The sequence below is a fragment of the Enterococcus sp. DIV0840 genome (assembly GCF_050527835.1).
Lineage (GTDB): Bacteria > Bacillota > Bacilli > Lactobacillales > Enterococcaceae > Enterococcus_L > Enterococcus_L ureasiticus.
Genome location: NZ_CP172876.1, coordinates 2,369,624 through 2,392,447, shown reverse-complemented (window position 1 = coordinate 2,392,447; position 22,824 = coordinate 2,369,624). Strand labels below are relative to the sequence as shown.

Sequence of the window (22,824 nt, the reverse complement as noted above, 5' to 3'; positions counted from 1 at the left end):
TAATTCTGCTCTTTTTGACCTGAGGCTTAAAGCTACCTATACTTTGGGAGTGATTTCACATGTGGGAAACAAAAAATAAATTTAATCAGGAGGTCAAATAGAAACATGAATAAGAAATTATCATTATTTGGATTAATTGGAATTACCATGGCCTTTTTTGGAACGGTTCGTAGTGTTCCAACATTAGCATCAACAGGATGGGCACAAATTTTTTATATGTTGATCGCAGCATGCTGCTTTGCTTTACCAATTGCTTTGATTTCAGCTGAGTTATCAACTGGCTGGCCAGAAGAAGGCGGCCCTCAAGTGTGGGTACGTAATGCTTTTGGAGAAAAATGGGGTTTCGTTACTTCATGGTTATTATGGGTACAAATGTTTTTCGGAATGGTGATGGTTGCTTCAACCGTAGGAGTATTACTAGGTTATGTGATCGATCGCCCAGATTTAGGACACAATAATTTATTCATTTTTATCATGATATTGGTTTCTTATTGGGGCATTACATTGCTGAATTTGAAATTTGACATGGTAAAAATTGCAGGTGACTGGGGCGCTGTGATCGGTGTTTATATTCCTTTTGTGGCATTAGTTATTTTAGGCATGATGTACATGGCTAAACATGGGATCAACCAAGATAGTTATTTAGGTCATTTTGAAGCGAGCAAGTTATTACCTGATTTTAGCGATTTAGGTAGCTTACCGACATTAACAGGAATTATCTTCATTTTTGCTGGAGTAGAAATTTCATCTGTCCATGCAAACAATATCGATAATCCAAAACGTAATTATCCAATCGCTGTGATTGCTTCTGTTTTACTATTAGTTGTATACAACTTAGCAGCTGGTTTGAGTGTGGCAGATAGTGTGCCAGCTGGAAAAATGGAACTTGCTAATATCACTTAACCATTTGTGATCATGACACAAGATTTAGGAATTCCAGCAATTTTCAATCATATTATTTCCTTGATGATTTTAATCGGTGTTTTAGTTCAATTGAGTGCTTGGGTTTTAGGTCCAAGTAAATCAATGATCAAAGTAGCAGAAGAAGGGAACTTACCACCATTCTTCCAAAAACGTAACGCAAAAGGAATTCCAATTGTTTTTGTTATGATCCAAGCGATTGTTATTTCACTAGTGTCATTCTTATATGTTGTTGTGCCAGATATCAGTGCAGCATTTTTAATCATCACGATCACAACGACGATTCTTTATTGTGTAGTGTATCTATTGATTTCACTTTCAGCGATTAAGTTGCGTTACAGTATGCCGAATGTGAAACGTCCATTTAGATTAGGAAGTAAAGGCAATGGCTTGATGTGGTTTGTCTCTGTTTTAGCGATCGTTAGTGTGGTTGTTACAATTCTAGTCAGCTTGATTCCGCCAACCTCTGTTCCTCAAAGTGGGCATGTAGCATATATTATTTTCCAAGTGGCAGCAACTGTTATTATGATCGGTATTGCATTGATCATTTATAAGAAAAAGAAACCAGAATGGAAGAAAACAGATAAATAAGAAATAACGATAAAAAATAGAGTTTTCAGCATGATCAATCATGAAACTATTGGAGGAAAATATCATGAAAAATTTCAATACTGACGATACAAATTTAAAAGCATTATTTATAGGTGATAAAGGTGAAAATGTTGATTTATTCAAAGAACTGTTAAACAAAATGATCGATGAGCACGTTGGCTGGAGACAAAATTACATGCCGCAAGATTTACCAGTTATTTCACCACAAGATAGAAGTTCTAAAAGTTTCCAAGAAACAGCGGACAATATGAGAAGTGTCTTCAATGTTTTATCTTCACGTTTACGCACTGAATCACTTCCTTGGCACTCAGCAGGCCGTTTTTGGGGTCATATGAACGCCGAAACATTAATGCCATCAATTATTGCCTATACAACTGCAATGCTTTGGAACGGCAATAACGTGGCTTATGAGTCATCACCAGCAACTTCACAAATGGAAGAAGAAGTTGGAATGGAATTTGCTACATTGATGGGGTATGAAGATGGTTGGGGTCACATCGCAGCTGATGGTTCGATTGCTAACTTAGAAGGTTTATGGTATGCCCGCAATATGAAATCATTACCGTTTGCTATTCAAGCTGTTGTGCCAGAAATGGTTGCAGGTAAAACGGACTGGGAATTGTTGAACATGTCTACAACAGAAGTTTTAGATATTTTGGATCAAGTGCAAGATAACTTTGACGAGATCAAAGCGCAATCAGCTCGTAGTGGTAAAAACTTAGATAAATTAGGTAAATGGATCGTGCCGCAAACAAAACATTATTCATGGTTAAAAGCGGCTGACATCATCGGAATTGGGTTAGACCAAGTGATTGCTGGTGAAGTAAATAGTGAATACCGTATGGATATTGATAAATTAGAAGCGCAAATTCGTGATCTAGCAGCACAAGGCATTCCGACTCTTGGAGTTGTTGGTGTGGTTGGTTCGACAGAAGAAGGTCAAGTCGATCGTATCGATCAAATCATCGCTTTACGTGATAAATTAGCTAAAGAAGGTATCTACTTCTATGTACATGTCGATGCAGCTTACGGCGGTTATGGACGGTCAATTTTCTTAGATGAAAATGATCAATTTATCGAATGGGATAAAATTGAAGAAACTTATGCCAAACATAACATCTTCCAAGAAAAAAATGATTGGTTGACAAGAGAAGTTTATGAATCATTCAAAGCAATCGAACAAGCTGAATCTGTAACGATCGATCCACATAAAATGGGCTACATTCCATATTCTGCTGGTGGTGTTGTCATCAAAGATATCCGTATGCGTGACGTGATTTCTTACTTTGCAACGTATGTATTTGAAAAAGGGGCAGATATTCCAGCCTTATTAGGAGCTTACATTCTTGAAGGATCTAAAGCTGGTGCAACGGCTGCTGCTGTTTGGACGGCTCATAAAGTATTACCACTTAACGTAACAGGTTACGGTAAATTAATGGGTGCAAGTATTGAAGGGGCTTATCATTTCTATCACTTTATCGATGGTTTAGAATTTAAAGTTGGCGATAAAACGATTGAAATCCATGCGTTAACAAAACCTGATTTTAATATGGTTGATTATGTATTTAATGAAAAAGGCAATACAGATCTTGTGAAAATGAATAAATTAAACCATGATTTCTACGACTATGCATCTTATGCAAAAGGTGGATTATATAACAATGAATTCATTACTTCACATACTGATTTTGCCATCGAAGAATATGGTCACAGCCCATTTGAATTTGTAAACAGCTTAGGGTTCTCCCGCGCTGAATGGGAACGTGCAGATAAATTAACGATTTTACGTGCTGCAGGTATGTCTCCGTATATGAATGATAAAGAAGTTTTCGATGAATATGCTGAAAAAATTAAACAAGCAATCCAAGAAAAATTAGAAGCAATTTACGCTGAATAAATGATCGTAAGTTGAAATACTGTGGGTGTGGCAAAGCGCTAAATCAGCTTTGCCATAGCTGCAGCTTTTCTATAAAAAATAATGAGAGAAAATGAATAAGAGCATTCATCGACTTTCTAAAAAAATGTGGGGAACAATGTATGAAAACATATCAAGTGAATTTTAACGAAGCAGTTTTCTTATTAATAACATTACTGTTGATGATTGGTACCAGTATTATTGGTTTCGGTATTCCTGCTCATGTTGCTATTTTGATTGCAATCGGTTATTTGCTTTTATTTGCGGTATATAAGAAATTTTCTTGGGATTTTATTCATGATGCATTGATCGATGGGGTTTCTTCTGGTATTATCCCGATGTTGATTTTCATTTTGATTGGTGCTTTGATCAGTGTTTGGATTGCAGCGGGAACGATTCCGACGATCATGGTTTTAGGTTTTTCTTTTTTGTCTGTGAAATATTTTATTCCGACTGTTTTTATTGTTTGCGGTATTGTAGGGGGAGCGGTTGGTAGCTCTTTTACCACGATTTCAACGATCGGGATTGCATTTTTAGGAATGGGTAGCTTGATTGGGGTTGATCCTGCATTAACAACAGGTGCAATTGTGTCAGGTGCATTTTTTGGAAATTCGATTTCGCCACTTTCAGATACAGTGAACTTAGCTGCGGCAATTTCAGAAGTCGATTTATTTGAACATTTGAAAAATACATATAAAACTGCGATTCCAGCAGCTGTGCTTTCATTCGGTTATTTTTTAGTCATGGGATTGCACTATGATGGCGCTTTGGACAGTACAAGTGTGCACGATATTGTGAATACGCTAAGTGACCATTTTACGATATCTTTTGTTGAGCTGATTCCGTTGGTGATTTTATTCGTTTGTGCCTGGAAGAAGATTCCTGCAATTCCAACATTGCTGTTGAGTATTTGTACATCATTGGTTTTGATGTTCGTGATGAATACCCATTTTTCATTTGTAGATACAGCCGATATGATCCAAAATGGTTTTGTTTCTCAGACTGGTAACCCACAAGTGGATGAACTGCTTTCCAGAGGTGGAATCCAAAGCATGATATGGTCGGTATCGTTGATTATTTTAGCATTGGCTTTGGGTGGACTATTAGTAAAAATGGAAATTATTGAATGTTTGCTTCATCGGTTTGAAACAGTGATCAATTCTCGTCAAAAGCTGATTTTTATTACGATGATGAGTTCGATCGGCATCAATGTGCTGATTGGCGAACAGTATCTGTCGATCATTTTACCAGGAAAATCATTTATCAATAAATTTAAAGAAAAAAATGTTCCATTGACCTTGTTGTCTAGAGGATTGAATGATGCAGGTTCAGTCGTGAATCCTCTGATTCCTTGGGGAGTGAGCGGTGTTTTTATTTCGGCAACGTTAGGGATTGCAACAGTAAATTATTTGCCGTATGCAGTATTTTGCTATATTTTACCGTTATTGTCATTTTTAGTCACGATTATTGGTAAAAAAGAAGCTAAAAAATAATAAAATAAAATAAAAAAGACAACACTATTCTTTATTTTAGAATAGGTTGTTTTTTTAATGAGCATAACATTCGGTTATTCACCAAATGTTTTAAGATTTTCGTTATACAAATAATCATCGATTTCTGGAATAGACAATCCATGTGAGATGCCATAAATAACTACAGCGTCCCAAGGATGTTTCGGATAAAGTTGAGCATAGCCTGTTTTTTTCATTAGTTCATTGGTTTCTTCCAAGGTTAGTTCTAAGCCGATCGCCAAGGCAATGACTTTTTCTCTGGAAGGATTTCGTTTACCATCAAAGTATTGATAACCAGTCGCTTCTGCAATACCAGCCTTTTTTAACACAGTGCTTTTAGAGAGTTGTTTATCATTCAACCAATAAGCTAAATAGTTTTTCAGCGTTTGATCAATGACATATTGGCGAGTCTCAGAAAAAATTGTTTGAAAATCTTCGGCTTGTTTTAGTGAGTGTACTAGTTTATCTGTATCTTTCTCGTGCATGTTCATTATCCCCTATTAGTAAAGCTAAATTATATTGTGTCCATTATACATCGATTTTAACAAAGATAGATCCTATTACAACTATTTCTTTGCTATAATTAAAAAGTAAATCAAATAAATGGAGTGTAATCATGGAAAAGATCAATAATGAGACGACATTTTTTTATAAAGAAATCGAACCTCTAACAGATAAAACAAATGGACCAATTCTTGTTCGAAAAATGGATACCAAAGAATTTTTTGTGAAAAAATGCTACCCATTATATTTAGAAGAGCATTTAGCTACACTTCGAAATATCAAACAGGCCCATTTACCTAAAATTCAAGAGCTTGTTGTTCAAGATGGAAAACTGTGGCTGTATGAAGAATTTATTCAAGGAAAAACGTTGACGGAAGTGATTCAGTCATCTGGAATTTTAGAAACAGAACAAATTTTAACGATAGCAATGTCTGTTTTAGAGGCATTAGGTGCCTTGCATAAGAAAGGCTTAGTGCATCGAGATGTAAAACCTGGAAATATTATGATGACGAATGAGGGGACGGTCAAGCTGATTGATTTTGATGCAGTTCGGGCTGTTGATGGGGAGAAAGAAAGCGATACTGTTCAGTTAGGGACAATGGGATTCGCTTCACCAGAACAGTTTGGATTTGCGGAATCAGATGAGCGGAGTGACCTGTATTCATTAGGGATTGTGATGAATATTTGTTCGGTAAAAGAGTATCCCAAAAAACGTTTAACGGAAGATCAGGCATTAAGAGGGATTATTCGAAAAGCAACAAAATTGGAGCCTGCTGAACGGTATCAATCGGCTTTGGAAATGCATTTAGCACTTAGACAGCAGAGAGCACAGCAAACAAATACTGTTAAACAAGCGAAGGCTCAAGCTGTAGTTTTGGAAAAAAGACCAATCAGAACCTATACAAATACTAGCCCCATTACAAACGTATGGGCCACAAACAAATACGTTAGGCGGGTTTCTACCTTAGGTCGTCGTTGGATAGAAGTGATTGCGAGCTTTTTCAGGAAGTATATTCCAGGTTTTCGAACGGAAATGCTGTGGAAGCGAACGGTTGCGTTGTTTTGGTATTCCATTTTGTTTGTAGGGATAGTAGGAAATGTATTGGACCAGCCAACAGAAAGTTTGAAAATTAGAGAATTTGTTGACTATCTTTTGATTTTTGCTTTACCAGCTGTTTTATTTACTAATTTTTTAGATTATCAAAGAAAATTACCTTTACTCTCTTCTGAAAATAAAATTTACCGTTCTATCGGTTATGGATTATTGTTTTTATTTTGGCTTTTGATCACAAAAGGTGCTTTAGAGCTGAATTCGTTTATATACAGACGTTTCAACTAGTAAAAAAGCTTATTCTGCCACGAATCGCTATGCTTCGTATGACAGAATAAGCTTTTTTGTTATCAGACTATGCAAAATGCATAAGATTATTCTTTGTTTATTGAGTAATATCAAGGTGTACCAACGGACTAAATAACAAAGGAGACAAAAAAATGAACGTGAAAAAAATTGTTTTGATCGGGGTCGGTGTTTTAGTAGTAGGCGGAGTTCTAGTGAATATGGGGTCTGATTCTAAAGAAGAAAAGGCTAAAAAAGAGCCAACGACAGGGACGGTTATAAAGAGCCAAGAATCGGAAGCTGAACCAACTGCGACCGATGCTGGTGATTTAGGCGATTATCATGTTGTGATCAAAGAGTTGACCTTTGCCAAAGACTACAAAGGAGAAGATGTAGCTGTGATCGATTATGAATTTACGAACAACAGCGACAAAAATGCGATGTTTTTAACATCAATCTCAACCAAAGCCTTTCAAAATGGGATTGCTTTAGACTCAGCGATAATGGGCGAAGAAGGCTATGTAGATTCAATGACTGAAATTCAGCCAAATGCCACATTGAATTTAAAAGTGCCTTACAAATTGGCAGATATGACAACGCCAGTATCTGTTGAGGCAACGAAACTATTCAGTGATAAAGTGAAATTGACGAAAGAGTTTGTCTTACAGTAAAGAGTTTAATGAAAAAAGGGTTGTAAACGGTGGTTCAGCTAGTTTTTTCTTGGATTAAAGAAGAGCTAGTTTTTAGCTTCAAAAGGAGCAAAGGAAAATGGATTTTCCTTATATATGGCCGTGTATTGGGGTATCGATCAGGTAGCTGTTAAGAGCTAGTTATTTGGTCCGAAATCAATTAGTCTTTGCTGCCTGACTGATTTTCCAAATACAAAAACTGCCAAAACCACAAAGAAAGTGAATGATTGGAGTAAATCCAAACGTTCACTTTCTTTTTTTATTAGAGCTTTTCCGTATCGTTAGGGATTTTTTCAGTAACAGAATGAATGGGTTTGACCTTTAAAATATCTAAAAAGAAAGTGAAAATCGGGATACCGACAATCAGTCCCCACACTCCAAATAATCGTTCACTGATCAGTAAAATAACGAACGTATAAAAAATCGGTAAATCTGTTTTGCTAGACATAAATTTTGGGTTTAATACGTAAGATTCAAATAAATGAACTACGATGATCACCACTAAAATGTAAATAACATCATTGATTCCACCCTCTGAATAAGCGATAAAACTTAATGGAATGCACGAGATGATCACACCAGCAACGGGAATCAAACTCAAAATAAAAATCATGATCGCTAAACTTGGTAATTGATGAAAGCCGATCAAAGCCAAACAAATCGTTGTGATACTGGTATTAACGACAGCAATAAAAAATTGAGCTTCCATTACGACGCCAAAGGTATTTACAAATTTATCGGCAAAGAAATAAATATCTTGAAAGAACCAGTCAAAATCGCTCTTTAAAAATAACTTAGAAAACTCTGCCATTTGTTTTTTCTCGATCATAAAAAAGAAACTTAGGATGAACGAAAGGACAAAGGCAAGTCCGATAGAACCAATGTCTTGAATATAACGCAAGATCGTACTAGCACCATTTTGGATTTGAGACATTAAATTGGATTTCTCCAGATAATCATCGATGACCATCAATAACTGATTATGATTGTCTCCCGGATTTTGGTAAAAATGAACAACCGAATTATACATTTGAACGGTTTGGTGAATAAGAACCGGGACATACTTTGTAATAGCTAAATAGACCAAGAAAACAATCAAAGAATAGGTTGCTAAAACGAGTATGAGGGATGGGATTTTAAAAAAATGCTGAACAAATTTCACGAAATGAAGCGCCAAAAACGTAAAAATGAATGTTAATAAAATCATTGTAATCATGCTTCTCGCTAAAAATAAAATGAAAATAACTACAGCTAAAACAAAAAAACGTCTTAAACGCTCGTTTTGAATAAATTTTTCATAAATCGACACAAATATCACTCCTTTTAATCATTAACTTTATTACATATAAGATAACTATAATGCTTTTTCACTTTTTAAGATAGCAGTTTAATCAATAATTCGAAAAATTTTTTTCTCCTATCTAAATTTAAAAAGTTGTTCCCCTTTACAAAAAGAACGTATGTTCGTATAATTGATTATGAAATAAAACAAGGAGAGGAACGCTATGTTTTTTGATTATGAAAAAGAGCCCAGAAGAGTTATTTTTTGTATAGATGTAAAATCTTTTTACGCTTCAGTCGAATGTGTCGCTAGAGATTTTGATCCACTTGAAAAAATGCTGGTCGTGATGAGCCATGCGGAAAATAGCGGCGGTCTCGTTCTAGCTTCTTCTCCAAAAGCGAAGGAAGTTCTTGGTATCACTAATGTAACACGCAAATATGATGTACCAAATCACCCAGAGCTAGTGATCGTTCCGCCGCGAATGAACGAATATATCAAGGAGAACATGAAAATCAACGATATCTATAAGGAATATGTAGCAGAAGAAGATTTACATATTTATTCGATCGATGAATCATTTTTAGATGTGACAGCCAGCTGGAAATTATTTGGACAAACGCCGATAGAATTAGCACAGATCATCCAGCAAAGAATCAAAAAAGAGACAGGATTAGCGATCACAGTCGGTATTGGGGACAATCCCTTACTAGCAAAATTAGCGATGGATATTGAAGCCAAGCATAATAATGAACGCTTAGCTGAATGGCATTATGAGGATGTATCTGAAAAAATTTGGGCAATTGAACCGATGACTGATATGTGGGGAATCGGCCGTCGATTAGCGAAACGATTAAATAATTTAGGGATTCGTTCTGTTTATGATTTGGCTCATGCGGATTTGAATAGTTTGAAACGAAATTTAGGGATCATCGGTGAACAGCTTTATGCCCATGCACACGGCATCGACCGTAGCCGTTTATCTGAAAAATACATACCGGAAGAACGCTCTTATAATAATTCTCAGATTTTGATGCGGGATTATTTAAGACAGGACGAAATCGAAGTTGTGATTCGGGAAATGGCGGAACAAGTGGCAGCCAGACTTAGAAAAGCTCATTGTCAGACCGAATGCGTCCATCTATCCATCGGTTTTTCAAGAGCTGGTAAGTCAGGTGGATCAGGTTTTTCAAGGCAAATGAAGGTGCCGCTAACGAATAGTAGCAAGATGTTGATTGATTATTGTCTAATGATTTTTAGACAGCATTGGCATGGAGAAGAAGTACGACATATTGGAATTACCTATTCCAAACTGAATTATAATACTTATGTACAGCTGGATTTGTTTCATGAACCGGATGAGCAGATGAAAGAACTAAAATTAGATCAGCTGATCGATGAGATCCGTCAACGTTTTGGCTATGTTTCTCTAGTTCATGCAAGTTCAGTGTCGTCTGGCGGTACAGCAATTTCAAGAGCGTCATTAGTAGGTGGACATGCTGGGGGAATGGAGGGCTTGCAATGAGCAAGGAACGGGATTATTATTTTGAACAATATCAAGATCGAAAAATGAAAAAATGGGCAGGTTTTTATTTATCCGAACATACTGCAATCATTGAACAAGAGAAAAAAAGACAGCCAGCTGAAAAGAAAATCCAAATGAGTTGGATGGAAATCGATGAAATTTTAGTTCAAGCTTTTCAAAATCAAGTTGAAGTGATGATCCAAAAAGAAGAATTAGATTGTGAAGGGAATTATGGAGCGGATATTATAGGGATGATTCAAGGTCATGATGAGCTAGGGATTTATGTCGAGGGTCATAAGATTGGCTATGACGAAATCCGCCATGTCCAGTTTCATTAAAAAAAGCAACCTCTAATGTTAAAGAAGACTCTAATGTTAGAGGTTGCTGTTATTTTATTGGCGAGAGACTAGAAAGAATTGAATTAATGCTAAGAAGATCATCATCAAAGCGATTAGACCACATATAATTAAGTGGCGACGTTTGTGCATCATTACGATTGCAATGAACTCTCTTAAAAAAGCATTTGGTAGAAAGTAAAACGCTGTTTTCGCTCCAATTCCGTCTGCTTTCAAATTGGCCATTTTTGCAAAAAGACCTGCGCGAAACAAATGAAAATTATTGGTAGTGAAGATCGCATGAAAATCAGTTCCACCAAAAGTTGTTTCCATGATTTCTTTAGAAAATTTCATGTTTTCTAACGTGTTTGTTGAATTTGTTTCAACTAAAATGTCTTCTTCTGGAATCCCTTTTTCAAGAGCGTAATTTTTCATCGCAAGACTTTCAGCGATATGCTCATCATCACCCTTACCGCCAGACATAAGAATTTTAGGTGGATTTAAAGTAGCATGGGATTGAGCTTTGTAAAACTGAATCGCTTTTTCGATCCGTTTTCCTAAAAGTGGCGGCACTGTTTTTCCATCAATTAAGCCTGAACCTAAAACGATGATAAAGTCTTGATTATATTTAGGCTGATTGAATTGATAAATGACTGAAATCGTTAAAAAATTATAAAAAACAATGGAAAAATAAAGCATAGATAACGGTAAAATTCCGAATAATAAAGAAGCCCACTCTGACAAAATTCGTGTTGAATAATGATTGAAAATCAGAAAAGCTGTCAAACCAATCGCTAAAAGCAATGTCAATAAGTTTGCTAAGGAATGACCTTCTTTACGCATCACAACAATCGCATTCCAATACAAGAAAACAAGTAAAGCATAAAGTCCAATCAATATAAGCAGAAATAAGACAACCAGTGTGATTCCTGCTAAAACAATCAATAGTGGATTGTAGGTCCTAACAAGCAAGGAGCCCAGATATGTCATACCAACGACTAGAAACAAGTTAAATAATAGCCCGTTTACCAATCTACGTTTCTCCTTAAAATAACTAAAAAGAAAAAGGAGTAAAAAGCTTGAGGGAATCAAAAAATAATAAGTGTGAAGCTGTGTTTCCAAATAAATGACATAGACAATAAAGCAAGTGGAAAACCAAAGTAATTCATAAAATTTCCAATCTTGATTCACCTTTTTTTGTCGCCATTTTGGGATTGTGAATACACCAATAAGGTAAATGATACCAATGATAATACTAAAATAATTGACCATAATAGAACTCCTTCAATGAATGATTTCCATATTAGTATAACGAAAAATGAGAGAAAAAAATACTACAACGTTTGTTTTATAATACTTAGAAATGATTGGATAAAAATAAATAGCTTCAAATTAATAAAACAGATGACTGAAACAAAACTCTTTGCGTTAGTTCAATGCTATCTAAAACCGGAATAAGCGAAATGAAAAAATCAGTTGTTTTATTCTTTTTGATGGAATAAAATAACTACTTGATCTTTAAAAACCGCATAATGCATCTCCAGCATTGTTCGGTTTTTAGTCTAATTATTTACATGAATGAACTGGAAACGTGACAAAGAAGCTGGTTCCTGAACCTTCTTTTGAATCTAGTGAAAGATGCCATTCGTATTTATTGACGATCGAGGTCACTGCAAACAAGCCAAGTCCCGTCCCTTCGTCAGAAGATTTCGTTGTGAAGAAGGGTTCAAATATTTTTTCTTTTAACGCTGACGGAATTCCAGGACCGTTGTCAGAGATTTCCAATGTGACAAAATTGTCAACATGATTCATTCGGTGATTGTCAGTTTTCAATAAATCAGCTAACTCTTTTGTAGCAGGAGCAACTGCTACTTGAATCTTTTGTGGTTTGTTTCTGTTATCTTTTGTTGCTTGATAGGCGTTGGTGATCAAGTTATAGATCAAATTCTGTAAATCTATTTCTTCTAATTTAGTAGTTCCTAAATTTTCTTGGATAGATAGAGTCAGTTGAACTTTTTTAGGAATGATTTCTCCAATCAAATGAGTAGCTACACCGATAGCAGCAGAGATATCCATCCATTCCTGAACGCTTTTTTGAGGTTTAGAAAACCGCAATACATTTGAAGAAAGTTGTTTGCCTTTTTGAGCAGAGTGCAAAATTTCTTCTAGATCTGCTTCCAATACGGGATCTTCTCCATGTTCCTCTAATAACAATTGTGTATTGCCGATAATTGGTGTTAAAAAATTGTTCATATCATGAACGATCGAGGTAGTTAATAAGCCGACGGTTTCCATTTTATTTCGCTGATAGAGCTCTAGTTCAAGTTGATGCTGCATTTTTTGTTGTTTTTGTTTTTCGATCAATTGGCGATTTTCAGCTTCGATGGTTTCTTTTTTTCTAAAATTATGAATAAAGAGCGAGCAGATGATGATCAATAGTAATAATAGGACTAAAAGAAAAGATAAGACGATTACAAAATTTATGATATCATCATTTCGTTCATTATAATCTGCATTGATTGCAACAACCCAATGTGCGAGACCAACATCGATCCATTCAAATGCACTGATTTTTAAGACTTCTGTAGGCGTATCTTCATCCCACCAATAAGATTTGTAGGTTAATTTTCCAGAAGAATGGTTTAGCTGATATTTTTCCAAGCGTTTTAGATCAGAATAATCAAAGTCAGGGTAAAGTTTTTCTCGGTCGTTGATAATATCCAAACCGACTTGTTGCTTTACAGGATGCATGACAACGGTCATTGACCGATCTTTGATCATCGGGTAACCTTTATAGTCTACTTCAAAATCTTGTAGAAAATTCTTATAGAAGGCTTCTAAATTTAGCGGTAAAATAAGATAACCGTCGATAACACCAGAAGAAGTTTTGATTTCTTGGTAAAAATTGACATAGGCCTTTTTATCGATAAAATACGAATCGCCATTTTGAGCAGTCGGTTTAGCCAACAGCTGGTTCAAGGATAAGTCGTGACTAATAAATGGGCGAATAGTTTGAATATCAGCGATCGATACTTGTTTTTTCTTAGAATCCCAGTGAAAAGCATATAAAGGTGTTCCGTCTGGTTCCATGTAAAAAAGTGCGTCTGCTTCATTATTTAGTGATTCAAAAAATGTATTCAGCGAAGACGAGCTGTTTTTTAAGTAGGTTGCTGGATCATCACTATTTTTTAAATTTCCATCGATCGCCAGATAATTGAGTGCTTGGTGTCGATTTTTCATAGAGAGCTGGATCACTTTTCCAACATATTCTGTCGACTGCAGCAAAAAATCTTGTCCACTGGCGGTCGTTGTTTTGCGAATAACAGAAAACCCCCGAATTGCAAAGAAAACGGATACAACAATAAAGACGATCATTGCTGCAATCATGATGTTTACAATTCTATTTGTTCGTTTCATTGGTCTAGCTCCTTTTTAAAGTTTGTTCATATCATAACAAGTTCATGTTGAAATTTAAAGATAATTCCGCTATTGTATAGATAATGTAAAAAGAATAATGAGGTGTGCATGTTGCGTAACGAAAAAATTTTAGTGGTAGATGATGACCCTGCAATTCGCCGATTGATTTGGAAGTCGCTGCAGTCAACGGGATTATTGGTATACCAAAGTGATACGATTGAAAAAACATTAGATATCATGAATCGAGTGGAGTTTCAATTATTTTTATTAGATGTAAGTTTAGAGAATGAAAATGATGGGTATCATTTGGCTCAATTGATTCGGGAACGTCAGCCTTTGACACCGATTATATTTGTTAGTGGAAAAAAAAGCGAGCAAGATATTATCAGTGGTCTAGAGTCTGGAGGCGATGTTTATCTTTCTAAACCATTTGCACCAGATGTTTTACGAGCACAAGTCATCAGCACATTAAATCGAACAGAGCAATTACTGACACTTAGCCAGCAGCATGAAGAAACCATGTTGCGGGAAGGTATTTTTTCTTTTGATAAAAATCAGTATCAGTTTAGTAAAAATGGTGAAATTATCAATATGACCTCGAAAGAAATCATGATGATCTTATTTTTCATGGAAAACCCTTATCAAGTATTCAGTAAAGAACAGATTTATGCGAGTGTCTGGAGTGATGGAGACATGGATAAAAATCTGATCACGGTATATATGAATTACCTCAGAAATAAAATCGAAGATGATCCTAAAAAGCCAAAATATTTACAAACCGTTTGGGGCATTGGTTATCTTTTTAATCCAGAAGGCAAAGAGGCTGGAGCAAATATTTAACCTTAGAAATTTATAGTTGTAAAACAGCTGATTATCAATAATGGTCATCAGCTGTTTGTGAATTGCCTACTATGTAAAACTTAAAATAGACCTTCTAACCGACCAAAAAAGAAACTTAACGCTAATAAATCAGCTGATCCGCCTGGACTAAGATTCTCTTTGATTAGCTGTTGATCAAAACGAATCAAAGCATCTTCTAGATCCTTTTCTAAGCTGCCAATGGAAAAAGTTTGCAACAAATCAGAAGCTTGTTTTTTGACGTTTTGCCAAGCCAAGATTCCGCCACGATTGATTACATTGGAATCTTCAGTCGTAGCCATTAAATGCAGTAGTAATAGTAAAAATAGGATTCTTTGCTCCCTTTTTCGGTGCTGTCTTAAAAAAGGCAATGCGATAGTTTTAAGTACAGGATAGCCTAATTCTGCTTCGCCTCTAATTCCAACGATTCCGTGTTCTAAATAAAGCTTCTCTCCGTAACTCAGTTGTTTTTTTTGAGCTAAACTGGCAAAGTCTTTTGAAAGCAATCCTTGTGTCATTTGCTTTACATAGTTGAAAACAGCTGTTGTATTTTGCTCTGAAAAGGGAATTTTTAGTTGTTGCTCACTCATTATTTTTCCTACGGCACTCAAAAGTAAGGCAAAAGAAAAGTTTGCTCCTTTATGAGTATTGACACCTTCTGTTTGGTTTAGCATTGCAATTTCAGCTTGCTGTCCGAGTGCCCGAACTTTTTCAAATAATTCTAAAGGGGTTCCGTTATGAATCAAGCCTAAATGAACATACTCAATGAGAAATGGAGCAAGAGCCGTGCTACTATCAATAAAAGTAAAATAATTCATGTCTGCATGTGCGCCGCAACTTTTAGGATCGACTAGACCTGGCTTAGGATAAAGGGCGGCTTCATATAACAAAGCCTGCAAAGCAAATTCACCAATCACTTGAGAACTTGCTTCTTTATGTTGTTGTTTCATTTAAATGTTTTTCCATTTCTTTAAGAATAAATGTTTGAGAATAATCTAAATGCTCTGTAATCAATAATGCCAATTGTTCTTCTTCCTGATTTATCATACATTTATAAATCAGCCAATGTTCATTCAGTGCTTTGTCTCGACGATCTTTAGAGCGAATCGAGATATCTCGAAAATAGACTAGGTATTCACGTAATTTCATGACGATCGATTTTAACCGTAGCATCTTGCTTTTTTCGTAAATCAATTCATTAAAATCAGAAAATTTTTGCAGAACCTGATCGATTTCATTTGTCTCATTTAAACGTTCTGTTTCTTCCAGTAATGTTTTCAGTTCATCAAAATCTTCAACTGTCATTTCTTTCATGGCCGTGATCGTGGCTAAAACATCCAATGACTTTCTAATAGCGTAAATCTCGTTAGCATCATTGAGTGAAATTCCTTGAACGATGATTCCCACACCGCGAAAATGATCAACTAATCCTTCTTCAACTAATTTTTGCAAAGCATAGCGGATTGGTGTCCGGCTGATATTCATCACTTCTGAAAACTCTTTTTCATTTATTCTTTGTCCAGCCGAAATCTCACCCAAAATGATTGTTTTTCGGAAGGCTTTATAAACAAGTTCTTTCAACGGTTCATTGATGCTTAAATCCAAATTTTTTCCAACTGCTTCTGATATTGTACTCATCTGATTACTCCTTTGCAGATTAATAGTAAGAAAATAACTAAATATTCCTATTGGGTATCGCTAAGAATAAGATAAAAAATATAAGAAAATCTTCTTTTTAACAGAAAATCGCACAACCTATTGTACAGATTATGCGATTTTCAAGGATTAAGTTTTTTATTGTGGAATGTATAGTGGCATATGACCAGTTAAGATGATCGTTACAACAAAGATAACGAAGATTCCCAATGCCCATTTCGCTGATTCTTTTTGCCATTGCCCCATATCTAAACCAGTTAAGCGAAGTAATAGATAGATGAAGGCAACTAGGGGACTTAACAAGTGGAATGCTTGTCCCATCAATGAAGCCAATGCCATTTGCATATCGGTAAAGCCATATGCACGCCCAGCTTCTGCTAAAACAGGTAAAACGCCAAAGTAGAAACCATCATTTGAAATAAAGAAGGTACCTGGAGCCGAAATCAGCGCAATCACTAATCCCCAGAAACCGGCTAATTGATTTGGAATTATTTTTGTGAAACTTTGAGCTAATGCTTCTGCCATACCAGTCCCTTGGAAAAGTCCCATGAAGACGCCGGCTGCAAAGACTAAAATAACGACTTGAACAGCGTCGCCACCGTTTGCGCCAATACGTGAAGACTGATCTTTTAAGACAGGGTAGTTTACCATCAATGCAATCACTGTACCTGTAAGGAACAAGAATAATGGCGGCAAACCAAGACCAACAAATGAATCAGTTACTAATAAAACAATCAATAAAATAGTCAAAAATGCATTGAATAACCAAATTTTTGGTCGGCGGATCGCCAATGTTTCTTCATCTGTTACAGTGGTCATTACATCGATTTCTTCATCTGTCAGTTGTTTGATCCCAAGACGGGCACGTTCTTTTCTACCCATAGAAGGCGCAACGATGAAAATCACATAAAGTAACGCAATGATCATTCCTGGAATTAGGTAAGCTAAAATTTCAGCACCAACATTCAATACGCTCATCGCACGAGCTGTTGGACCGCCCCAAGGCAGTAAGTTCATGATCGTGTTTTGCAAAATAACAATGACCGCTAAGTTCATCAGCTTCATATCCAGTTTTTTATAAATAGGAATAAAAGCAGAACAGCAAATCAACGTAGTTGTCGTACCATCTCCATTAAGAGAAACGGCCGCTGCAACAACAGCTGTAGCGATCAGTACTTTCATCGGATCGCCTTTTGCAATGTGGATCATCTTTTTTGTGATTGGGTCAAATAACCCAGCATCCAGCATGATTGAAAAATAAAGAATGGCAAACAATAACATGATACCCGTGGTGGATGTTGTTTTGATTCCCTCCATAACAAAGTCTCCAATAGAGCCTTTCTTAGAAACACCCGCAAACATTGCGATCAGGGCAAAAATCAGTGGAATCAAAACCAAAGCTGTAAACGGTGACATTTTCTTTTTCATGATGACAAACATAAAGACGATGATCATCACATAGGACAAAACAGTTAATAACATTTTTTTCTCTCCTTCAACACTAAATTCGTTTTCCGAAACAATCGGGCGTCTCTTTGTGGTGTTGGGTCTATAGAAAAATAACAGTAAGGTAGATTTAGAAAGCCCTTTCTTGTTTCGTTAACAATGCTAAGTTTAATCTAAGCAAGTTTAGATAAATAGACGAGAAGAGGAAAAAGAACACCAAAAAAACAAGAATGAGAGCGGTTTCTTAAAGAGATGTTAATAAGATGTTAATAAAACCTTAAATGCGTAAAAACGTTTATATATCAGTGTTTTTATGTGTTTTAGAAGTTTTCACATGAAGAGGAACAGCGAAAGAACAATTTGAGGTTGATGATTTCATTTTTTTGTAATCGTTTTTACCTATAATGAATTCATAAACAGAAAGGATGTGAGTTCATGGGTCTATTTGAACGACTGTTTAATAAAGAAAAAGTAGAAATGAGAACGGATAAGCAACTACTTTCTTCTATTGTAGAGGAAAAAGATGAGTGGCAAGAAATTGCTGGATATATCCCAGTAGAAAGTACAGAACATCAATTTGTTTCGTTAATTGCAACCGCAATTGCTGCCGGAGATCAACCAGAAAGCGAGTTTGTTATTAAACGCGTTTCAAAAAGAAATCCAGAAGCGCAACTGGTTTCTGTGATTGCCACCAGTATTGCATCGGCTGATCATGCAGAGAGTCAGTTTGTCATTCGTTCAATCAAGGAAAAAAAAGCAAATTAGTTTTTTTGATTACTTGAGGGGACGGTTAGTTCTTCGGAAAAAAGATAAAAATTGAATGAGGCAAAAAGCACCTCAGTTATCATTTATTATTTTTCGTCGAGCCTGAACGAGCCCCATTACAATTTTAATTTTAGGAGGAAGAAAAATGTTACGTAAGTTCAAAATCTCAATTGATGGAAAAGAGTATTTAGTAGAAATGGAAGAAATTGGGGGAGTACCGCAAGCACCAATTACACCACCACCAGCAGTTGCAGCACAAGCAGCACCAACTCCTGCACCAGTTGAGGAAGCAGCGCCTGTAGCAAGCACTCCAGCTGGAAATGATGCAATGTTGTCACCTATGCCAGGAACTATCTTGAAACTCTTGGTAAATATTGGTGATACTGTAAAGGAAAATCAGCCGTTAATCATTCTTGAAGCTATGAAAATGGAAAATGAAATCGTAGCTGGCAAAGCTGGCACAGTTACAGGAATTCATGTTCAACAAGGCGATATGGTCAACCCAGGAGAACCATTAATTACAATCGGTTAAATAGAAAAAGTAGTTTAATTTAAAAAGAGGAAGTGACGTTTGTGGAGACATTAATTGAAGGCGTAGTGGGAATGGGACAGGAGCCTGGTCGCATTGTAATGATGGTGATCGGAGGCATCCTGATGTACTTGGGGATCAAAAAAGAGTATGAACCTACCTTACTCGTTCCAATGGGATTAGGAACTATTTTAGTCAATTTTCCCAATTCAGGTGTACTAAGTGCCGGTGGAGAAGCAGGTCCGTTTCAAGTGTTGTTTGATATAGGAATTTCGACAGAGTTATTTCCATTGTTATTATTTATCGGAATTGGTGCTATGATCGATTTCGGGCCATTATTACAAAATCCATTTTTATTATTGTTCGGAGCAGCCGCGCAATTTGGGATTTTCTTTACGATTATTGCGGCCGTTTTATTAGGTTTTGATTTAAATGATGCGGCTTCTATCGGGATTATCGGAGCAGCTGATGGTCCAACGTCCATCTTTGTTGCGAATACATTGAATTCGAAATACATGGGTGCGATCATGGTGGCAGCGTATTCTTACATGGCTTTAGTTCCTATTATTCAACCAGTGGCGATCAAAGCTGTTACAACGAAAAAAGAACGCCAAATCCGTATGAACTATCGAGCGGGTGAAGTATCACAAACAGCGAAGATTTTATTCCCTATCGTGATTACAGTTGTTGCTGGATTGGTAGCACCGGTTTCTCTTCCGCTAGTTGGATTCTTAATGTTTGGGAACTTACTACGTGAATGTGGCGTCTTGGATCGTTTATCTGTGACAGCGCAAAATGAGTTGGTAAACATAATCAGTATTGTGCTAGGATTAGCGATTTCAGTGAAAATGCAGTACGAAGAATTCTTACAAGTGGATACTTTAATGGTCATTGGCCTAGGGTTAGTTGCTTTTGTAATGGATTCAGTTGGTGGTGTCTTGTTTGCAAAATTATTAAATCTGTTTAGAAAAGAAAAAATCAATCCGATGATTGGTGCGGCAGGTATTTCAGCGTTTCCAATGTCCAGTCGGGTGATTCAAAAAATGGCAACGGATGAAGATCCACAGAACTTTATTTTAATGCATGCAGCAGGTGCAAATGTATCTGGACAGATCGCATCTGTTATTGCGGGCGGCTTATTATTGGCGTTGCTTGCGTAGAATTTTGATTAGAAGAAATGGAAAGGAGTTTGGCTTATGTCAGCTGATTTACTAAAATCATTGGAGCTATTGATTTTTGGGTGGGGTGGCGTATTTGTTGTCATTTTCGTGATTTACTTTGCGTCTTTTATGTTAAATAAATTATTTCCACCGAAGAAGTAGGAAGTGATCGTAATGAATATCAGAAGAATTTGGCTTGATCGCGATCAGGGTGGGAAAAAGCAGTGGGCAGATTTTCTGACTGCCGCTGATTTAATACCTGATGATCAGTTAGACTATACGATCGGCATCTACGATCAGGACAAGCTTGTTGGAACAGGGTCGATTTTTAGGAATATTTTAAAATGTGTTGCAATTGACCTTTCTTATCAAAACGAAAACCTGCTTTCTAAAATTGTTCAAACATTACGAGAAAGGCTGCAAGAAATAGGCTATCAGCATTATTTTTTGTATACAAAACCAGAAACCAGTAAGTTGTTTCGCTCTTTAGGATTTACTGAAATTGCGGCAACGACCGAACTGGTTTTTATGGAGCAGGGTTTTCCTGATTTTGAAGACTATTTAGCGGTACTCAAAAAGTATCAACGAATGACAAAGCAAAATGCAGCAATTGTAATGAATGCAAATCCATTTACGAAGGGACATTTATATTTAGTTACAGAAGCAACTAAATGTGCCGAAACAGTTTATCTCTTTGTTTTGTCTGAGGAAGGCTCACTATTTGATGCAAAGACACGTTTTGAACTGGTAAAAGAAGGAATCAGTCATTTATCAAATGTAGTGGTTTTGCCAACAAGAGAATATATCGTTTCAAGTGCAACATTTCCTTCATATTTTTTAAAAAACCAAGCAAAAGTCAATGTTGCAAAAGTTCAAGCAGAATTGGATGCATTACTTTTTAAAGAGAGGATTGCTCCAACTTTAAATATCATGACAAGGTTTGTTGGAGAAGAGCCGCTGTCGCCTGTGACAAACATTTATAATCAAGCAATGAAAACGGTATTTTCTTCCTCTTTGAATCTGATTATTTTGCCTAGAAAAAAAGCGAATGATGAAGTGATTAGTGCTTCAAGAGTCCGTTCTTTAATGAAAAAACAAGCTTATGAAGAAATAAAATTACTTGTTCCCGATAGTACATTTAAAGAAATAATGAATCAAAAAAAAGAATAAGAGGTGTCTAGTTTGGAAATTAAACAAAATGCATCCGCTGGTACAACTGAATCAAGTGACATTTTGATCACACTCGCTCAAAATGATGCTAACGGTATTCAAATCGATTTAGATAGTAGTGTTGAAAAACAATTTGGTCGTCAGATTAGAGCTAAAATACAAGAAATATTGGAAAAATTAGAGGTAACGAGTGTGAAAGTCAATGCAGTAGATAAAGGGGCGTTAGATTGTACGATTGAAGCGCGGACTATTGCAGCAGTTTATCGTGCGGCTGGTGAAGAAAATATTGATTGGCAGGTGATTCAGTCATGGAACGCTTAAGAAGAACGATGATGTTTGTGCCAGGAGCCAATGCATCAATGCTTAGAGATGCAACTTTATATGGTGCGGATTCGTTGATGTTTGACTTAGAAGATGCTGTTTCTTTAAAGGAAAAAGATAGTGCCCGTTTACTTGTTTATAATGCCTTGAGGACCTTTGATTATTCGAGTGTGGAAACTGTTGTACGAATCAATGGACTAGACACAGTCGGCCGTCAGGATGTTGAAGCGATGGTTTTAGCTGGTGTTGATGTCATTCGTTTGCCAAAAACTGAAACAGCTCAAGATATTGTTGATGTGGCTGCGGTAATCACAGAAATGGAAACAAAGTATGAAATCACTGTTGGTACAACAAAAATGATGGCAGCAATCGAATCTGCTGAAGGTGTTTTAAATGCTCGCGAAATCGCTCAAGCAAGTGATCGGTTGATCGGAATTGCGCTTGGTGCTGAAGATTATGTAACAAATATGAAAACACATCGCTATCCAAATGGACAAGAATTATTTTTTGCCCGTAGTTTTATTCTGCACTCAGCTAGAGCAGCTGGGATTGCCGCAATCGATACGGTGTATTCAGATGTAGATAATACGGAAGGATTTCTTGCAGAAGTTGAGCTGATCGAGCAATTAGGTTTTGACGGTAAATCAGTTATTAATCCACGTCAAATTCCTTTAGTAAATAGTGTATATGAGCCGACTGAAAAAGAAATTCAAAATGCGAAAGAAGTGATCTGGGGCATTCGTGAAGCAGAAGCGAAAGGTTCAGGCGTGATTTCGGTCAATGGAAAAATGGTGGATAAACCAATTGTTGAACGAGCAGAGCGAGTGATTGCTTTAGCCATTGCAGCAAAATTAATTTCTGAGGAGGAAGTCTAA

At 36.3% G+C, this 22,824-nt stretch carries 21 protein-coding genes and 1 pseudogene; 15 read left to right on the top strand and 7 right to left on the bottom strand.

Annotated features, from left to right (window positions below):
* Nucleotides 1–105 precede the first annotated feature (105 nt).
* The 3 genes and pseudogenes from tyrP to nhaC all read left to right on the top strand — a co-directional run bounded on the left by tyrP (nucleotide 106) and on the right by nhaC (nucleotide 4,941).
* Nucleotides 106–1,512, top strand: a pseudogene (gene tyrP / locus IGL98_RS11375) (tyrosine-tyramine antiporter).
* A 64-nt stretch (nucleotides 1,513–1,576) separates the two neighbouring features.
* Nucleotides 1,577–3,430: a tyrosine decarboxylase gene (gene tdc / locus IGL98_RS11370; protein WP_206911457.1), complete on the top strand. Its 1,854-nt coding sequence runs from the start codon at nucleotides 1,577–1,579 to the stop codon at nucleotides 3,428–3,430.
* Nucleotides 3,431–3,570: 140 nt separating this feature from the next.
* Complete coding sequence (gene nhaC, locus IGL98_RS11365) at nucleotides 3,571–4,941, top strand: Na+/H+ antiporter NhaC (RefSeq protein WP_206911458.1); 1,371 nt, start codon at nucleotides 3,571–3,573, stop codon at nucleotides 4,939–4,941.
* 74 nt (nucleotides 4,942–5,015) lie between these two features.
* Here nhaC and IGL98_RS11360 read toward each other — a convergent pair whose 3' ends face one another.
* Complete coding sequence (locus IGL98_RS11360; protein ID WP_206843336.1) at nucleotides 5,016–5,444, bottom strand: helix-turn-helix domain-containing protein; 429 nt, start codon at nucleotides 5,442–5,444, stop codon at nucleotides 5,016–5,018.
* 131 nt (nucleotides 5,445–5,575) lie between these two features.
* Here IGL98_RS11360 and IGL98_RS11355 point away from each other — a divergent pair, with 131 nt between their 5' ends.
* A complete protein-coding gene (locus IGL98_RS11355) occupies nucleotides 5,576–6,802 on the top strand; it encodes a serine/threonine protein kinase (protein WP_206911459.1) in 1,227 nt (408 codons plus the stop codon).
* A 152-nt stretch (nucleotides 6,803–6,954) separates the two neighbouring features.
* Nucleotides 6,955–7,470 (top strand): DUF5067 domain-containing protein, encoded by a 516-nt coding sequence (locus IGL98_RS11350; protein ID WP_206843338.1) that lies wholly within the window; start codon nucleotides 6,955–6,957, stop codon nucleotides 7,468–7,470.
* Nucleotides 7,471–7,750: 280 nt separating this feature from the next.
* On the opposite strand, the gene IGL98_RS11345 is transcribed toward IGL98_RS11350, so the two are convergent.
* Nucleotides 7,751–8,797 (bottom strand): AI-2E family transporter, encoded by a 1,047-nt coding sequence (locus tag IGL98_RS11345; RefSeq protein WP_206911460.1) that lies wholly within the window; start codon nucleotides 8,795–8,797, stop codon nucleotides 7,751–7,753.
* A gap of 196 nt (nucleotides 8,798–8,993) precedes the next feature.
* On the opposite strand from IGL98_RS11345, the gene IGL98_RS11340 reads away from it, so the two are divergent.
* Together IGL98_RS11340 and IGL98_RS11335 are read left to right on the top strand one after the other, a co-directional pair.
* Nucleotides 8,994–10,292, top strand: a complete 1,299-nt coding sequence (locus tag IGL98_RS11340) for a Y-family DNA polymerase (protein ID WP_206911461.1) — start codon at nucleotides 8,994–8,996, stop codon at nucleotides 10,290–10,292.
* On the top strand, nucleotides 10,289–10,630 hold the full coding sequence (locus IGL98_RS11335) for a hypothetical protein (protein ID WP_206911462.1): 342 nt from the start codon (nucleotides 10,289–10,291) through the stop codon (nucleotides 10,628–10,630). The genes IGL98_RS11340 and IGL98_RS11335 overlap by 4 nt, the downstream gene beginning before the upstream one ends.
* A 54-nt stretch (nucleotides 10,631–10,684) precedes the next feature.
* Here IGL98_RS11335 and IGL98_RS11330 read toward each other — a convergent pair whose 3' ends face one another.
* Both IGL98_RS11330 and IGL98_RS11325 read right to left on the bottom strand, forming a co-directional pair.
* Entirely contained in the window at nucleotides 10,685–11,899 is a 1,215-nt protein-coding gene (locus IGL98_RS11330; RefSeq protein WP_206843341.1) for a YdcF family protein, read from the bottom strand.
* Nucleotides 11,900–12,193: 294 nt separating this feature from the next.
* The gene (locus tag IGL98_RS11325; RefSeq protein WP_206911463.1) at nucleotides 12,194–14,044 is read right to left on the bottom strand and encodes a sensor histidine kinase; all 1,851 of its coding nucleotides are present in this window, start codon (nucleotides 14,042–14,044) and stop codon (nucleotides 12,194–12,196) included.
* A 111-nt stretch (nucleotides 14,045–14,155) separates the two neighbouring features.
* Between IGL98_RS11325 and IGL98_RS11320 the strand changes: the two genes are divergently transcribed.
* Nucleotides 14,156–14,884: a response regulator transcription factor gene (locus tag IGL98_RS11320; protein WP_206911535.1), complete on the top strand. Its 729-nt coding sequence runs from the start codon at nucleotides 14,156–14,158 to the stop codon at nucleotides 14,882–14,884.
* An 80-nt stretch (nucleotides 14,885–14,964) separates the two neighbouring features.
* Here the strand turns inward: IGL98_RS11320 and citG are convergent, their stop codons facing one another.
* From citG to IGL98_RS11305, 3 genes are all read right to left on the bottom strand, one after another.
* On the bottom strand, nucleotides 14,965–15,852 hold the full coding sequence (gene citG, locus IGL98_RS11315) for a triphosphoribosyl-dephospho-CoA synthase CitG (protein WP_206911464.1): 888 nt from the start codon (nucleotides 15,850–15,852) through the stop codon (nucleotides 14,965–14,967).
* Nucleotides 15,836–16,540, bottom strand: coding sequence for a GntR family transcriptional regulator (locus IGL98_RS11310; RefSeq protein WP_206911465.1), 705 nt, complete (start codon nucleotides 16,538–16,540; stop codon nucleotides 15,836–15,838). Before IGL98_RS11310 ends, citG begins: the two co-directional genes overlap by 17 nt.
* 156 nt (nucleotides 16,541–16,696) lie before the next feature.
* Entirely contained in the window at nucleotides 16,697–18,040 is a 1,344-nt protein-coding gene (locus IGL98_RS11305) for a CitMHS family transporter (RefSeq protein WP_206843346.1), read from the bottom strand.
* A gap of 399 nt (nucleotides 18,041–18,439) precedes the next feature.
* Between IGL98_RS11305 and IGL98_RS11300 the strand changes: the two genes are divergently transcribed.
* The 7 genes from IGL98_RS11300 to citE all read left to right on the top strand — a co-directional run bounded on the left by IGL98_RS11300 (nucleotide 18,440) and on the right by citE (nucleotide 22,824).
* Nucleotides 18,440–18,769, top strand: coding sequence for a hypothetical protein (locus IGL98_RS11300; protein ID WP_206843348.1), 330 nt, complete (start codon nucleotides 18,440–18,442; stop codon nucleotides 18,767–18,769).
* A gap of 145 nt (nucleotides 18,770–18,914) precedes the next feature.
* Entirely contained in the window at nucleotides 18,915–19,301 is a 387-nt protein-coding gene (locus tag IGL98_RS11295; protein ID WP_206911466.1) for an acetyl-CoA carboxylase biotin carboxyl carrier protein subunit, read from the top strand.
* Between the two features lie 41 nt (nucleotides 19,302–19,342).
* On the top strand, nucleotides 19,343–20,458 hold the full coding sequence (locus tag IGL98_RS11290; protein WP_069646640.1) for a sodium ion-translocating decarboxylase subunit beta: 1,116 nt from the start codon (nucleotides 19,343–19,345) through the stop codon (nucleotides 20,456–20,458).
* A gap of 36 nt (nucleotides 20,459–20,494) precedes the next feature.
* Nucleotides 20,495–20,620, top strand: a complete 126-nt coding sequence (locus IGL98_RS11285) for an OadG-related small transporter subunit (RefSeq protein ID WP_276204494.1) — start codon at nucleotides 20,495–20,497, stop codon at nucleotides 20,618–20,620.
* A 12-nt stretch (nucleotides 20,621–20,632) separates the two neighbouring features.
* Nucleotides 20,633–21,628, top strand: a complete 996-nt coding sequence (gene citC / locus IGL98_RS11280; protein WP_206911467.1) for a [citrate (pro-3S)-lyase] ligase — start codon at nucleotides 20,633–20,635, stop codon at nucleotides 21,626–21,628.
* Nucleotides 21,629–21,640: 12 nt separating this feature from the next.
* Nucleotides 21,641–21,949 carry a citrate lyase acyl carrier protein gene (gene citD / locus IGL98_RS11275; RefSeq protein ID WP_206911468.1) on the top strand — a complete coding sequence of 103 codons (309 nt, stop codon included), beginning with the start codon at nucleotides 21,641–21,643 and terminating at the stop codon, nucleotides 21,947–21,949.
* A complete protein-coding gene (gene citE, locus IGL98_RS11270; protein ID WP_206911469.1) occupies nucleotides 21,937–22,824 on the top strand; it encodes a citrate (pro-3S)-lyase subunit beta in 888 nt (295 codons plus the stop codon). Before citD ends, citE begins: the two co-directional genes overlap by 13 nt.